Below are 14,345 nucleotides of genomic sequence, written 5' to 3'. Positions count from 1 at the left end.
CATCGATTTTCCGCCGGTTTTCTGGTTTGATTATCCGGCAGGTGAACACGGGTTTTTCCCTGTGTAAACGAGGCATTGGGCAAGCAGTTCCGTTATGCCGCCGACCCTGATATCACCCAGGCCATGGTTTTTCAGCAGCAGTGGCATCTGAGTTTTGCAGCTGGCGCAGGGCGAGCAAAGATAATCGAGGGGGGTGACGGCGCGAATCTGGTCGGCTTTCTGTTTGCCCAGGCGCATGCGCAGGTCGAGCATTTCTTCCATCAGGAGGCCCCCACCGCCCCCACAGCAATAATTGGACTGACGGTTCGGCGTCATTTCCACAAATTCCTCGACACATGCGCGCAAAAGGCGTCGGGGAGCCTCAACCAGGTTGCAGGAACGGGCATAATTGCAGCTGTCATTCAACGTCGCTCGCCACGGCCGCCTGACCAGGGGGAAACGATGCAGGTTTTCATCCCAGAATTCAAGGATATGCATCAATTTGAAGGAGGATTTCCCCCCGCCCTCCCTGATCATTTTGGCCGCCCGCCAGCCGTGTCCGCATTCACCTTGCAGGACCATGGGGCAACCCAGGCTGGTTGCCGTTTGTTCCAATCGCCTGCTGTGGCTGACCATCAGCTCGCGGTGAAGAAAAAGGCCGTAATTGGCGGCTTCCAGAATTTCAGAAGACAGTGTCCAGTCGACTCCCAGAAAGTGAAATAGCTTGGCGGCCCCCATCAAGGTTTCGACGTTGCTGAAGAATTCCGTGGACGAGGGGATGTAGAGGATGGAGGCTCCGGCACGATCGATGGGAATCGGTATGAAGAAACCTGTTTCCTCCTCCAGTTCCTGCTCCAGGAACACAGAGATGTCCTTCAGGGCCTCGGGTGTGATGCCCACGTTGTTGCCAAGTGCATGCAGGTTTTCGGCAATTTCCATGAGAAACCGCGGAGCCAGCCCCATTTCAGTCAGCAGGTTTCTCCCCGCCAGGACGACTTCACTGGGGTCCAGACCGAGGGGGCAGGCCAGAGCACACCGCCGGCAAAGGTTGCATTGGTAGAAACTGCTCAACCACCGTTCCAGGAGGTCCTTGATTTCCGTATCAGAAGCAGATTTACAAAACAGCGACCAGGGTTTCGGGTTTAATCGCCGGGCTTCTGAAAAAAGGTTGATGCGGGCGACAGGCGAATTGTCGGGATCGCTGGTACCGAGAAAACTGTGGCACGCCTGGGAGCAGTTGCCGCAGCGGGTGCAGCAATCGAGAACCAGGGTCAGGCTGCGGGTAAAGCGCAGATATTCCCTTAGCAGCCGGGAAAACTGGCGGCCGTCAAATTGGGTGTCCAGCCCGGCTTTAGCGAAGCTATCGGGTTTCGCTGTAAAAAACGGGGGTTTCATGACCGGTTCCTCGAATCGGATGCCTTGTCAGGATCATCGCCGGTGGCCGAGGGCCTGCTTTTAGGGGGAGAGTATCCGACACCGGGCGGTTCAAGGAGCAGCATCCTGTAGAGAAAAAACCCGAGCAGATGCACCAACCGGCTGAAAGGCAGATAACCGACCAGGAGCAGAACCGTCAGATAGTGAGCCAGGAACAGCGGTTCTAGGGGCAGAGGGGCTGCAGGGCCGCCAACAAGTCCTGCCAGGTACTGTCGGGTCGATACCAGCAGGGGGACATTGTGGCCAAGGCGCAGGAGTTGTCCCGTAATGGCTATAACCAGCAACAGCAGCGGTTCGAAATAGGAGCGCCACTGGCAGTAGCGGCGTGCCATGGGCAGGAAAATCCGTCTGGCCAGAAGGGCCGCCAGTGTAGTGATCATGATGAGTCCTGCCGCATTGCCCAGTACCAGGGAAAGTTGCCGTCCGACAGAATTCGGAACTCCCAGGAATCGAAAGGGATTTTCAGGCGACAAGAAACCGAGGGCATGGCCGGCCACCACCGCGAAAAAAGAGATGTGGAACAACCAGACAGCCAACCAGAGTCGGCGAGATGATTGAAAAAGACCGGTTTGCAGAAACAGGTCCCGGCCAAGGCGGGATATCTGGCCGGAAGGACGGTCAGGCACGGGATAGAGCGTGATTCGGAACGGAACGGGGATCCGCAGCCAGAGTCCAAGGCGCAGCAACAGCCCCCCGATGCCCACGGTTAAGGCCAGGTAGGGTAAGATACGGCCGATGATCAGATCCGAAAGAGTCAATTCCATTCTTTTCCAGCACTGATTGCGGAGGGTACGAACATCAGAAACAACCAACCGGTTTCGGCAGGCCCGCTATGCGGCACGCTCCCCGCGCCGGACCGGATGGAAAGAGTTCCTTGAGCCGCTCCAGGCTCAGGCCGGTGTCCTTGGCGATTCTTCGGCCCATAGGAGCGACCTTGAACTGACGGTAGTAATCCCGCAGATACAATATGACATGCCAATGTTCTTCGGACAGCTCGGGAACCTGCTCGAGTACCGCCAGATGCTGGGCGAGCTCCTTGCTCCAATCCTCGGCATCAATCAGGAAGCCGTAGGGTGTCAGAGCAATCTGTTTTCCCTTCCACACAAGAAATGTCTCTTCAGACATAGAGATGACTCCGGAAAATGATCGCGCCGATCATCAGCTCTTAATAGCCATCGCCTGACCCGTCGGCAGATAGAGAATCTGGTCCGGGGCAGAGGTAAAGTAGTCATCCAGTGCCCGACGTATGCCCGGGCAGGAAACGAATCCATAATCGTCGAAGACCATGAAGCCTCCCGGCACCAGGCGGGGAAAGAAGAATTCACAGCAATCCAGCGCCGATTGGTAGATGTCGACATCGACATGAACGAAGGAGAAGGATTTTTCTCCCCATCCGGCCGGCAGGCTGGCCGGAAACAGTCCGGGGTGCAGGCGGCACCCGGGGAAGGGCTCCAGCAGCGACCCGACCTCTTCCAGGCAGGTATCGCCAAAGTCCCCCTGGCGATGCAGATCGGTGTTGGGGTCGGCATCGGGAAGGCCGCAGAAAGTGTCGAACAGATGGACCTGCTTGTCCGTATCAACCAGAGCGGAAGCGATCAGGAAGGCCGTACCGCCCTTGTAGACCCCGACTTCGGCGGCGTCTCCGGGGAGGCTGCGGGTTCTGCGCGCAAACTGGTAAAGCAGGCCGAGGCGATCTTCACTCAGCAAAGTATGGGGACGCACCTTGCGCAGAAGTTCGACGAAGGACGGGTCGATTTCCGCAAAAGGCAGGGGTCGCTGAGTGGCGTCCTGAAAATGGCAACCTTCCTGCAATCCGAGCCCTTCCAACAGACGCCTGACCGCCGGATAATGTTCACCTACGGCGACCAGGATCTGAAAACCTTCCGGATCTATATCGAGCAGGTAATCGGGAGCGTAAATCGGATAACCTTCCAGAAACTGCCCTTGCTTGGCGGGGTTCCCATCCAAAAAACAGTGAAACAAGGGAGGTTCCGGGCGGGTATTCAACAAACGCAACAGAGACTGTCCCTGGCAGCCTGCTCCATAGATGATGGTGGATTGCATGAAGGGCAACTCCAAAAAACAAAAAGCCCGCACTTCTGCGAACGCACTGGTTCGGTGAAATGCGGGTTTCGTTGAGTCCGGGCGTTTTCCCCCGAAGGACGAAGTGGGCGCAAGAAGGTTATTTAAAGGTTTCCGTTTTTTCTATAAAGCTGATTCCGCCTTCCTTGAAGGAGATGACCAGCTTGCCTGTGAACTTTTCCGGTATGATGTTCAGGTCCTGAAAGGTGTCGCACAACTGCTTTTTCCAAACGGAATTCAAAGCCCTGATATTGGTGACAACCTGTCGACGAACATCTCGTTTGTTATCTGACATGACTCTCTTGACTTCGGCCTCTGCAAAAAATAATGGCCCAATGCTTTCGGACCCGCAACAATAGCCCGGATTAGCCATGAAAAACCGATCGCATCCCTAAACCGCCCGAACCTTCCGACTTTCGGACGTTCCTGCCCGGGCTTGATCCGCCCAGGTTTTGCCTGGTTCGCGATGATTCATGAATAAACCGGGCTTCGTTTCCCGACGTTATATACCATGCTATATCATGCTAAGTAAAGGCGTCGCAAGAAAAAATCTCGACAAAACGGCCGGAACCGCAGATCCCTCCCCCTCTGCGCAAAAGGTCGAACCGGGACCAGGAATTGCCGCGGGCAAGGAATCGGCCTTCATGTCAGAGGGGCGTGCTAGATTTCTGTAATCCTGGGGAATTTTCGGAGAACCAGGCCGGTTCACCCTTCATGGTAGCCGAGGACCACCAGCAGACAGCTGCCGTCGGCGATGACATTGATGCCCGCCTCCTCGCAGCGGGCGACCGCCGCCGGGCTCTGGGCGCCGGGCTGCATCCAGATGTTCCTGATCCCTTTGGCAATGGCCTCTTCGACGATCTGCTCGGTGATTTTCGGTGGGGTGATGATGGAAAGGCTGACCACATCGTCGGGGAGATCGCTGACGCCGGCCACGCAGTTCTGCCCTTCGATGACATCCGCCCGAGGATTGATCGGGACGACCTTTTTACCGTTTTGCAGATAGCAGCGCAGGACCTTGTTGCCGTATTTGTCCCGATTGGTCGAGGCCCCGGCCACGCCGAAGGCGCTGGAGGATAGAAAACGGTCGATTTTTTCCTGCATGACAGATCCCTTTCCTGAGGTGTTACCCGGTGATCCGGGCGATGAATTCGAAAAGCGGCCCCGGCCAAAGCCCGAGCACGAAAGTCAGCACCAGCAAAAGCAAAAGGACCGCGTTTTCCCCCGCGGGAACGGCGTCTGCGGAAAGCCCGGGGTCGACCGCGAAATCGGATGCAAACAGACTGATCGCCGGACGCAGATAGAAAAAGACGGAAAAGAGGGAAGCGAAAATCCCCAGGAGGGCCAGCCACGGATAGCCGCCGGCAAACATGCCGGAAAAAAGCGCGAGCTTGCCGGTGAAACCGGCTGTGGGCGGCAGCCCGGCCAGGGCAACCAGACAGACGGCAAGGGTTGCCGCAGGCAGGGGATGGCTGCGGCCGAGACCGCGAAGGTCCTGCAGCGACTGTCGCTCCCCCGGCCCGGCCAGGGCGGCCAGTGAACCGAAGGCACCGAGGGTCATGACCGTGTAGGCGACCAGGTAGAACAGCACCGCTCTCTGACCGGTGGCGTTCCAGGTCAAAAGGGCGGCGAGAATATAGCCCATATGGGTGATGGAAGAATAGGCCAGCATCCGCTTGACGTTTTCCTGAACCAGGGCGGCAAAGGTGCCGACCGCCATGGAGAGGACCGCGAGAACCCACAGGACAGGCACCAGAGCTGTGGGAGCAGCGGGCAGGGCCGACATCAGAATCAGCAGGGCGGCGACCACGGCTCCCTTGCTCCCGGTCGCGAGCAGCCCGGTGACCGGCGTCGGCGCTCCCTGATACACGTCCGGTGTCCAGAGATGAAAGGGCACCAGCGAGAGCTTGAATCCGATGGCGGCCAGAAGCAGGGCCCATCCGGCCAGCGCCAGGGGTGAAAGGGCGGCTCCGACGGAAAGACCGTTTAAGGCTTCGGGCAGGTGCAGCGTTCCGGAAGCGGCATAGATCAGGGCAATGGCGAAGGCCAGAAGACCGGCCGCGACACCGCCCAGGACCAGATACTTCAATCCCGCTTCGGCGCTCCGGACCGATCCCCGGTCGAAGGCGATCAGCACGTAGAAGGCAAGGGAAAAAGCCTGAAGGGCCAGAAAAAGCCCGGTTAGCGAAGTGATCGAGGAAAGCAGGGCGAGGCCCGCCGCCGCGAACAGCACCAGGGCGGTGAACTCTCCCGCCAGCAGGCCCTGCCTTTTCAGATAGCGCCAGGACAAGGCGAGTGTGGCGGCGGCGGCCAGAATCCACAGGATATGGAAAAAACGGGCCAGTGCGTGGGTCGCAAACATGCGGCTCACTTCGGTCACGGGAGGCTCCAGCAGGCCGGCAGCCAGTGCGGCGGCGAGAGCGGTGATGATCCCTGCCCCGACGGGCCAGGTGCGGTCATCCCCGGAAAAGGGCGCCACCAGAAGTATTCCCGTGGCTCCGCCCACCAGAATGATCAAAGGGATCAGGGCGATCAGTTCCGGAGCGGTCATGGCAATCCCCCGTTCATGCTGATAATTTGGGACCCGTCGAGCAGCAGGGCGGCCGTACCGCGAAGGGGCTCAAGGAAGGTTTCCGGGTAAAGGCCAAGCCACAGGACCAGCAGGGCCAGGGGAACGAGCACCAACCCTTCCCGGGGAGAAAGATCGGCCAGAGGCCCGGTCCGGCCTGGTCCCCAGAGGACACCCTGAACCATGCGCAGGACATAGGCCGCTGCCAGAATCAGACCGATGATGGCCAGGCCTCCCCACCAGGGGCGGGCGGCGAAGACCCCCAGGAGGATGAGAATCTCCCCGGCGAAATTGTTCAGTCCGGGCAGCCCCATGGTCGCGAGGGCGAACAGCAGGAAAAAGGCGGACAATACCGGAACCCGCGCCCACAATCCGCCCAGTTCCGGCAGCAGGCGGCTGCCTGTGCGACTTTCATAGAGGGCGATCAGAATGAAAAGGGCGGCTGTGGAAAGACCGTGGTTGAACATCTGCAGAAAGCTGCCGCTGACGGCTGTCGGATGCCAGGAACTCAGCCCCAGGACGATGAAACCGAGGTGCGCCACCGAGGAGTAGGCCACCAGGCGCTTGAGGTCGTTCTGGGCAAAGGCGATCCAACCGGCATAGAGAATGCCCAGCAGAGCCAGCAATCCCAGCAGGGACAGACTTGCACGGGCCTGGTCCGGAAACAGGGGGAAGGCAATTCGCACCAGTCCGAAGACCCCTGTTTTGCCCAGTATTCCGGCCAGAAGCAGTGTCCCCGCCAGGGGTGCGGCACAGTAAGCGTCCGGCTGCCAGCGATGCAGGGGCACCATCGGCATCTTGATCAGAAAGGCCAGCAGGAAGGCTGCATAGAGCCAGGGGGCGAGTCCGGCCGGCCAGGATGTGCCCTGCAGCGAGGCCAGAGCAAAGGTAAAGTCGCCCGTCTGCTGCCCGTGGAGAACGTAAATGCCGATGATGGCCAGGAGCATCAGCAGGCTTCCGGTCACCGAGAAAAGGAAGAATTTGAAGGCCGTTTCCACGCGGCGCCCGCTTCCCCAGATGCCGATGAGGAAAAACAGCGGGATGAGCATGAGTTCCCAGCAGATGTAGAAGAGGACCAGATCGAGGGCGGTGAAAACCCCGACAATGCCTGTTGCCGACAACAGGATCAGAGCAAAATAGGTCGAAGGCCTGTCGGCTTCCTTCCAGGAGGCCAGAACCGCGGCCACCAGCAGCAGGCTGGTCAACAGGATCATGACCAGGGAAAGGCCGTCCATGCCGAGGGTGAAACGGACTCCGAGGCGCTCGATCCAGGGGAAGTCTTCAAAGGCCAGCCATGCTGAGCCCTGCCGGCCGGTCAGAGACAACCCGATGGTGACCAGCAGCATCAGCAGGGCGGTGACCAGGGCCGACCAGCGTCCGGCCGCAGGCCGCAGACCGCCGAGACCGCACAGCAGTGCTCCGGCCAGGGGCAGCAACAGCAGCACCGACAGCCAGGGAACCATCGATATTTCGGTTGTCATTGCATCCATTCCACTTTCTTTCCCAATTCAAGCGCTTATCAAAGATCCGCCAGGCCAGCAGGTCAGATCGTTTGCAGCAGCACCCAGATCATGATCGCCCCGAGCCCGCAGGCCAGAGCGGTCAGGTAGTGCCCGAGTTTGCCGGTGGTCAATCCGCGCGCCAGACGCCCGCAGCCGCGGCTGAAGCGCACAGGCAGGGAGACGCCGCCTTCCAGAAGACCCTCATCGACTGTGGTTGACCAGAATCCCGCCATGGCCCGGAAAGGCGCAAGCACCAGCAGCTCGACGGCCCGGTCGGCCTGCCAGCCATGGAGGAAAAAGTTGGTGGCGGATCCCGTCCCCGGGTCCTTGACATCCTTTGCATAGCGCCAATGGGCCCAGAGCCACCCCGCAAGGCTCAGGACACCTGCGGCCAGGCCGAGGATAATTTCCAGGGAATGCCCGGCTTCGACCGTGGCCGGCGCTCCGCCCAGAAAACGAGCCAGCCACTGGTTGCCGCCCCACCCAAAGGGGAGATTGAGCAGGCCCCCGCCGAGGCCGAGCAGCGCCAGCGGGATCAGGGTCCAGAGCATGGACGGCGGCAGGTGGTGCGGTTCGCCCTGTCGCTGACCCCGGCTCGGCCCCACCAGATAGAGCAGGCGAAAAGAGTACATGGCGGTCATCAGGGCGGTCACCAGGCCGAGCAGGCCGAGAAGGACGTAGTAGCCGTCCCCCCGTGCGAAAGCGGCCGCCAGGATCGCATCCTTGGAGAAGAACCCCCCCGTCAGGGGAATTCCGGCCAGACAGAGAAGACCGGCCAGCAGGGTCCAGTAGACCAGGGGAGACTGGCGCTTCAATCCGCCCAGTCGAGACAGGTCCATTTCGCCGGCGGCCAGATGGATGATGCCGCCGGCGGCCATGAAGAGCAGGGCCTTGAAGAAAGCATGGGTCAGGAGGTGGAACATCGCTCCAGACACCGTCCCCGCTCCCACCGCGAGGAACATGAACCCGATCTGGCTCATGGTCGAATAGGCCAGCAGGCGCTTGATGTCGCGCTGGGCCAGGGCGCAGGTGGCGGCGTAGAGAGCCGTCAAAGTGCCGATTGCGGCAATGACGGCCATTCCTGTCGGCGACTGGCTGATCAGGGGGAACATACGGCAGAGCAGGTAGACCCCGGCCGTGACCATGGTGGCGGCATGGATCAGGGCCGAGACGGGGGTCGGGCCCGCCATGGCGTCGGGAAGCCAGGTCATGAAGGGCAGCTGGGCCGATTTGCCGCAGGCCCCGGCCAGCAGCAGGAGCGCCAGTCCGGTGACGGTCGCCGTCTCCAGCGGTGCCTGGTTGATGGCCGGTATCGACAGGGTTCCGGTCAGCTGGAACAGCCAGAGAAAAGCGGCCACCAGGAACAGGTCGGCGCAGCGGGTGACCAGGAAGGCCTTGCGCCCGGCCGCGGCATTTTTCAGATCACGATACCAGTACCCGATCAGGGCGTAGGAGCAGAAACCAACCCCTTCCCAGCCGAGCAGCATCAGCAGCAGATTGTCGGCCAACACCACTGTCAGCATGGCAAAAACGAACAGGTTGAGCAGGGCGAAGAAGCGTACCCTGTCCTCTTTCCGCTCCAGGTAGCCGATGCCGTAGATGTGAATCAGGGTCGAAACCCCGGTCACCATCAGCGCCATGCAGGCAGCCAGACTGTCGAAGCGCAGGGCGAAAGGCACGGTCAGGGGACCGGCCTGCAGCCAGGTGAACAGTTCCGCCGCGGTTCCCGCATTACCGGCCAGCGGCCAGAGCAGGGCGGTCGCGACTGTTGATGAGGCAACGGCGGTAATCGCCACGGACTCGGTCATCCGACTTGACCAGAAGCGGCCGAACACCATGTTGAGCAGTGCTCCGGCCAGAGGCAGCAGCGGTATGAGAAAAATCAGTTGTCCGCTCATCCTTGCATTCCGTCAAAGGTGTTGATGTCCAGCGATCGTTTGATGCCGTGGAGATAGACCACCATGGCCAGGGCGATGGCCACCTCCGCTGCCATGACCCCCATGATCAGGAGCACCAGCACCTGGCCGTCGGCCTGTTGCCAACGGGCCGATCCTCCGACCAGAACCAGGCCCGCCGCATTGATCATGATTTCGATGCCGATCAGGATCATCAGCAGATTGCGTCGGGCCAGAACACATCCCAGGCCCATGAAAAACAGGAGAGTTGCGACGATCAGCACGTGGCTCAAGGGTACGATCATGATTGCTCCTCCCTCTGGATCTGACGGCGGCGCCGTCCGAGGTACCAGGCTCCGGTACCGGCGAAGAGCAGATGGAAAGAGAGGATTTTCACGGCCAGCCCGAAGCGGCTGAACAGGGTGTATCCGAATTCCCGCGGCGAGAGGTGGAAAAGGGGTATTCCAGCCGATCCTGCCGGATCCTGCAATACAATCACGCCGGCCGAAAGGAACAGCACCAGAAAGAGCAGCAGCGCCAGGACTTTTTGCCCCCTCCCGACGGCGTGCATGGCCTGGCCGGGGGCGACATTCAGCATCATGATCACGAACAGAAACAGCACCATGACGGCCCCGGCGTAGATGATGACCTCCCAGGCGGCCACCAGCGGAGCGCCCAGAAGATAGAACAGCAGGGCCAGGGCGAACAGGGCGTTGACCAGGAAAACCACGGCGTGAACCGGATTTTTTCGGGTTATGGAGAGCAGCGTCGCCAGCAGGGCCGCGGCGGACAGCACATAGAACAGAATGGATGCCATAAGAACCTTCCTCGTTCAGGGCAGGTTGGTCTTGATATCCACCGGCGGCCTTTCGTCCTGGTTGCCCCCCCGGGGATTGACCACCCCGATGCCGGCATGCCGGTAGTAATTATACTCCTGATTCTTGCCGCCGTGATCGATCAGCAGATCCTCCTTTTCGTAAACCATTTTCAGGGGATCTCTATCGCAGAATTCGAATTCGGGACTCATCTGGATGGCCAGGGTCGGACAGGCCTCGGCGCAGAGGCCGCAGAAAATGCAGCGGGCAAAGTTGATGCGGAACCAGGCAGCATAGCGGCGGCCGTCTTCCCGCTCGGCCGACTGCATGGAGATGCAGTCGACCGGGCAGGCCGCACTGCACAGATAACAGGCCACACAACGTTCCTCGCCGTCCGGGTCCCGCGTCAGCACCATGCGGGCCCGCGACCGCGGCGAAGGCGGCCGTTTCTGTTCCGGATACTGGATGGTGATCGGCCGTTTGAACAGATAGCGCAAGGTCACCCAGAAAGGCTGCACGGTGCCCTTGATGTCTCGCCAGAGTGTCATTTTGCTCCTCCCAGCCAGAGGCGCAGCCCGCCTGTGATCACCACGTTGAGCAGGGCCAGCGGAATCAGGAATTTCCAGCCGAAGGCCATGAGCTGATCGTAACGCAGTCGAGGCAGGGTGCCGCGGATCCAGATAAAGACAAAGGCCACGGCCAGAACCTTGATGACGAACCAGACGATCGGCCAGAGGAAAGGCCCATGCCAGCCTCCGAGGAACAGCACCGTGATGATGGCGCCGAGAACGATCATATTGAGGTATTCGCCGACGAAGAACAGCCCGAAACGCATGCCCGAGTATTCGGTGTGATAGCCGGACACCAGTTCGTTTTCCGCTTCCGGCAGGTCGAAGGGGATCCGTTTGGCTTCTGCCCCGACACTGATGAAAAAGATCAGGAAAGCGATGGGGTTTGTCACTGCGAAGGGCAGTGTCTTTTGCGCCAGGACGATCTCGGTCAGGGAAAAGGACCGGGCCGAAAGGACCACCGGCACGATGGCCAGACCCATGGCCAGTTCATAGGAGATCATCTGCGACATGGACCTGATCGACCCCAGCAGAGAGTACTTTGAATTGGATGCCCAGCCGCCCAGAGCCACCCCGTAAACCGCCAGGGAGGAAAGGCCCAGGAAGTAGAGAATACCGATGTTCAGATCGCAGATCACCAGCGGGATTTCGCGCCGGAAAAGGGTGACGGGCGGGGCGAAGGGCACCACGGCAAAGGTTAAAAGGGCCGTTGCCACGACCACGGCCGGCGCTATCCGGAAAAGCCTTTTGTCGGCCTGGTCCGGCGTAAAATCCTCTTTGGTCAACAGCTTGATCAGATCGGCCAGGGGCTGCAGCATGCCGCCGAAGCCGACCCGGTTGGGACCGTAGCGACGCTGAATGCGGGCCAGAATCTTGCGCTCCGCCAGCACCAGGTAGGCCGCCATGGTCAGGACCACTACCAGAATCAGACCCAGTTTGACCAGGACCAGCAGCCAGGTTATCAGGACATCGCTCATCGCGAACTCGCTTTCTCCACCTGGCAGGGGACCAAACCTGTACCGGGGTGGAAGACTTCGAGGCTCGTGCCGGGCAGGTGAGGCACGATAATCATTTTTTCGGCCATATCTCCGGAAACTCTTACCGGCACCTGAAACTCCTGGCCCATAACGGTCAGGCGAACGGAATCTCCCTCGGCAAGCTGCAGTTGCCGGGCATCCTTCAGGGAGATCCAGGCCCAAAGCTCGGGCAGAACTGGCGCCAGCGCCGGAGACAGGCGGCCAAGAGGTTCACTGCCGTACAGATTCTGGCAGGAAAGCAGCCGCCACCCCTCGGGAGCGGTCTGCTTGTGAAAAGTCATTTCCCCGGGGATCGATTTTTCGGTTTCGACCCGCAGCCCTTCCTCCCCGGCTTTCAGTCCGGCCAGCCCTTTCAGGCGCGGGTCGCTGGCGGCGATTTTGCCCTGCAGAGCGTCCAGGTCACCGGGCATGCCGATCAGGTCGGCCAGAAGACTCCAGGCGGGACGCGGCAGACTGCCGGGTGTGGCCGCAGCGAAGATGCGGGGAGGATGGCTGCCCCCGCCCGACTGCCGAATCGGCTGCCCCGGAGAAAAGACCTGGTCGAAGCGCAGCATGCGCCCTTCGTTGTTGATCAGTGTGCCGCTGCCTTCCTGGATGGCCGTTGTCGGCAGGAACAGGTCGGCTTTGCGCACGCTGGTTGTCGGCAGATGATCGAACACGGCCAGCATCTCCAGGCCGGAAAGGGCCCGGCTGGCCCTCCGCGGATCGGGACAGGCATCGAGAGGATCGGTTTCGAGACAGATCAGGGCCTTAATCTGTCCCTCCTCGATGCCGGAGAGGACCTGGTCGAAGGTCGCAGCCTGCCCAGCCAACAGTGCGGCGCCGTAACTGTTGGCTTCAGCCAGCAGGGGGAAAACCCGGCACGGCCGCTCCTCAGAGGAGAGTTTTTCGGCAGCTGAGAACAGGAGATTCAGGCCTTTATCACCAAGAAGATCCGCCCCCCCGGCGAGAACCGGTTTTTTCGCCTCACGAAGAGCCTGAACCAGTTTTCCGAAGGCCTCATCGGAGCTTTCGGAGGATGCCGTTTCGGAAAGAGCGGAAATCAGGTCCGGGAGCTTTTCCGGAGGGCAGGGATGATGCTCTGCTGCACAGGGCAACTCGACCGGCCGCGGATCGTAAATCACGACCCGTCCGCCGCTGCGCACCGCCTGCCTCAGGGCCAGGGCGAGGGCCGGTCCTTCATTCAAAGGATCGCTGCCGATGACCACGATCAGATCGGCGGAGCGGACATCGGCCAGGCTGGCATTGAGGCGGTCACCCTGGGCGGCTACTGCCCGGGCCGCCCGGTCCCTTGGCGGATGCACACTGTAGGCGGGGGCGGGGGCGCCGAGCTGCTCGCTCCACTCCCGAAGCAGGTAATTGGCTTCCAGACTGGCCCGGCCGGAACCGACCAGGGCCACTGCCGACGAGCCGTGCCGACCGATCAGATTGGCGAGACGGGTGCCCAGGGTGTCCAGTGCGGTTTCCCAGGTCACGGTATCGCCGTCAATGCGCGGATAGCGCGGTCGGTCCGGGAGATTGACGTAGCCGTACCCGTAGCGGCCCCGATCGCAGATGAAAAAGCCGTTGACTACCCTGTTGACTCCAGCTTTGACCCGCTGCAGTTCTCGATATCGGGCGCCGGGGATCACGGCACAGCCCAGGGAACAGTGGGGACAGACGGAGGGTGCCTGCTCCAGATCCCAATAGCGGGAGGTGAAGCGGAACGGCTTGCTGGTAAAAACCCCGGTAGGGCAGACATCGGTGATGTTGCCGGCAAAGGGACTTTCCAGCGGACCCTCCCGAAATCGCCCGAAGAAGAGGCGCTGGTTGACCCCCATCACGCCGAAATCGGTGCCGCCGCAGTAATCCTGATAGGTGCGGACACACCGGTAGCATTGGATGCAGCGGTTCATCTCCTGATAGACGAAGGGACCGAGATCCTGGTTCATGTAGGTTTTCTTCTTGCCGGTATAGCGGCGGATACTGTGGCCGCCGGCAATGGTCATGTCCTGGAGCTGGCATTCCCCCCCTTCGTCGCAGACCGGGCAGTCGTGGGGGTGGTTGAGCATCAGCCACTCGATCACCTGGGCCCGGTATTCCACCACCTGAGGTTCGAGGGTGGACACGACCATGCCGTCCTTGGCCGGGACCATGCAGGACATCTGGATCCCCTTGATCGGCCCGTCCACAAAGTTCATCGCACAGAGCCGGCATGCCCCCACCGACCCGAGCGCTTCGTGGTAGCAGAAGTGGGGAATGACGATGCCCAGCCGCTTGGCTGCCTCGAGGACGTTGGTCCCCTCCGGGACGGTGATGCTCTGGTTGTCGATAATCAACGTCGGCATGGCGGCCGATTTCCTTTCATTGCCATCTGTTCAGGCTGGAAGGATCATTCGAGATTCTTCCCGGTTTTTGCCTGCCGTACTCGCACGGTACGACGAAAAGCCGGGCACGCGTACAAGTACGAGTACGAAAAAACGG

At 60.6% G+C, this 14,345-nt stretch carries 14 protein-coding genes; all 14 read right to left on the bottom strand.

All coding sequences use genetic code 11. From position 1 onward, the window contains the following. Positions 1-30 precede the first annotated feature (30 nt). The 14 genes from R2940_13750 to nuoG all read right to left on the bottom strand — a co-directional run bounded on the left by R2940_13750 (position 31) and on the right by nuoG (position 14,209). Positions 31-1,374 carry a (Fe-S)-binding protein gene (locus tag R2940_13750; GenBank protein ID MEZ4600846.1) on the bottom strand — a complete coding sequence of 448 codons (1,344 nt, stop codon included), beginning with the start codon at positions 1,372-1,374 and terminating at the stop codon, positions 31-33. After that, positions 1,371-2,177, bottom strand: coding sequence for a respiratory nitrate reductase subunit gamma (locus R2940_13745; protein ID MEZ4600845.1), 807 nt, complete (start codon positions 2,175-2,177; stop codon positions 1,371-1,373). The genes R2940_13750 and R2940_13745 overlap by 4 nt, the downstream gene beginning before the upstream one ends. Before the next feature lie 34 nt (positions 2,178-2,211). Further along, positions 2,212-2,538 carry a TusE/DsrC/DsvC family sulfur relay protein gene (locus tag R2940_13740; protein MEZ4600844.1) on the bottom strand — a complete coding sequence of 109 codons (327 nt, stop codon included), beginning with the start codon at positions 2,536-2,538 and terminating at the stop codon, positions 2,212-2,214. A 33-nt stretch (positions 2,539-2,571) separates the two neighbouring features. Then, on the bottom strand, positions 2,572-3,477 hold the full coding sequence (locus R2940_13735; GenBank protein MEZ4600843.1) for a TylF/MycF/NovP-related O-methyltransferase: 906 nt from the start codon (positions 3,475-3,477) through the stop codon (positions 2,572-2,574). A 118-nt stretch (positions 3,478-3,595) separates the two neighbouring features. Next, the gene (locus R2940_13730; GenBank protein MEZ4600842.1) at positions 3,596-3,790 is read right to left on the bottom strand and encodes a hypothetical protein; all 195 of its coding nucleotides are present in this window, start codon (positions 3,788-3,790) and stop codon (positions 3,596-3,598) included. 410 nt (positions 3,791-4,200) lie between these two features. Continuing rightward, entirely contained in the window at positions 4,201-4,599 is a 399-nt protein-coding gene (locus R2940_13725) for a CoA-binding protein (GenBank protein ID MEZ4600841.1), read from the bottom strand. Between the two features lie 22 nt (positions 4,600-4,621). Beyond that, entirely contained in the window at positions 4,622-6,046 is a 1,425-nt protein-coding gene (locus R2940_13720; protein MEZ4600840.1) for an NADH-quinone oxidoreductase subunit N, read from the bottom strand. Next, the gene (locus R2940_13715; GenBank protein ID MEZ4600839.1) at positions 6,043-7,554 is read right to left on the bottom strand and encodes an NADH-quinone oxidoreductase subunit M; all 1,512 of its coding nucleotides are present in this window, start codon (positions 7,552-7,554) and stop codon (positions 6,043-6,045) included. The genes R2940_13720 and R2940_13715 overlap by 4 nt, the downstream gene beginning before the upstream one ends. Before the next feature lie 53 nt (positions 7,555-7,607). Beyond that, entirely contained in the window at positions 7,608-9,464 is a 1,857-nt protein-coding gene (nuoL, locus tag R2940_13710; GenBank protein MEZ4600838.1) for an NADH-quinone oxidoreductase subunit L, read from the bottom strand. Beyond that, the gene (nuoK, locus tag R2940_13705) at positions 9,461-9,766 is read right to left on the bottom strand and encodes an NADH-quinone oxidoreductase subunit NuoK (protein ID MEZ4600837.1); all 306 of its coding nucleotides are present in this window, start codon (positions 9,764-9,766) and stop codon (positions 9,461-9,463) included. Before nuoK ends, nuoL begins: the two co-directional genes overlap by 4 nt. After that, a complete protein-coding gene (locus R2940_13700) occupies positions 9,763-10,278 on the bottom strand; it encodes an NADH-quinone oxidoreductase subunit J (protein ID MEZ4600836.1) in 516 nt (171 codons plus the stop codon). Before R2940_13700 ends, nuoK begins: the two co-directional genes overlap by 4 nt. A 15-nt stretch (positions 10,279-10,293) precedes the next feature. Continuing rightward, the gene (nuoI, locus tag R2940_13695) at positions 10,294-10,824 is read right to left on the bottom strand and encodes an NADH-quinone oxidoreductase subunit NuoI (protein ID MEZ4600835.1); all 531 of its coding nucleotides are present in this window, start codon (positions 10,822-10,824) and stop codon (positions 10,294-10,296) included. Further along, the gene (gene nuoH, locus R2940_13690; GenBank protein ID MEZ4600834.1) at positions 10,821-11,822 is read right to left on the bottom strand and encodes an NADH-quinone oxidoreductase subunit NuoH; all 1,002 of its coding nucleotides are present in this window, start codon (positions 11,820-11,822) and stop codon (positions 10,821-10,823) included. The genes nuoI and nuoH overlap by 4 nt, the downstream gene beginning before the upstream one ends. Next, the gene (nuoG, locus tag R2940_13685; protein ID MEZ4600833.1) at positions 11,819-14,209 is read right to left on the bottom strand and encodes an NADH-quinone oxidoreductase subunit NuoG; all 2,391 of its coding nucleotides are present in this window, start codon (positions 14,207-14,209) and stop codon (positions 11,819-11,821) included. The genes nuoH and nuoG overlap by 4 nt, the downstream gene beginning before the upstream one ends. Positions 14,210-14,345 lie beyond the last annotated feature (136 nt).

It is taken from the genome of Syntrophotaleaceae bacterium, from assembly GCA_041390365.1.
Classification (GTDB): domain Bacteria; phylum Desulfobacterota; class Desulfuromonadia; order Desulfuromonadales; family Syntrophotaleaceae; genus JAWKQB01.
This window is presented reverse-complemented; position numbering and strand designations above follow the sequence as displayed.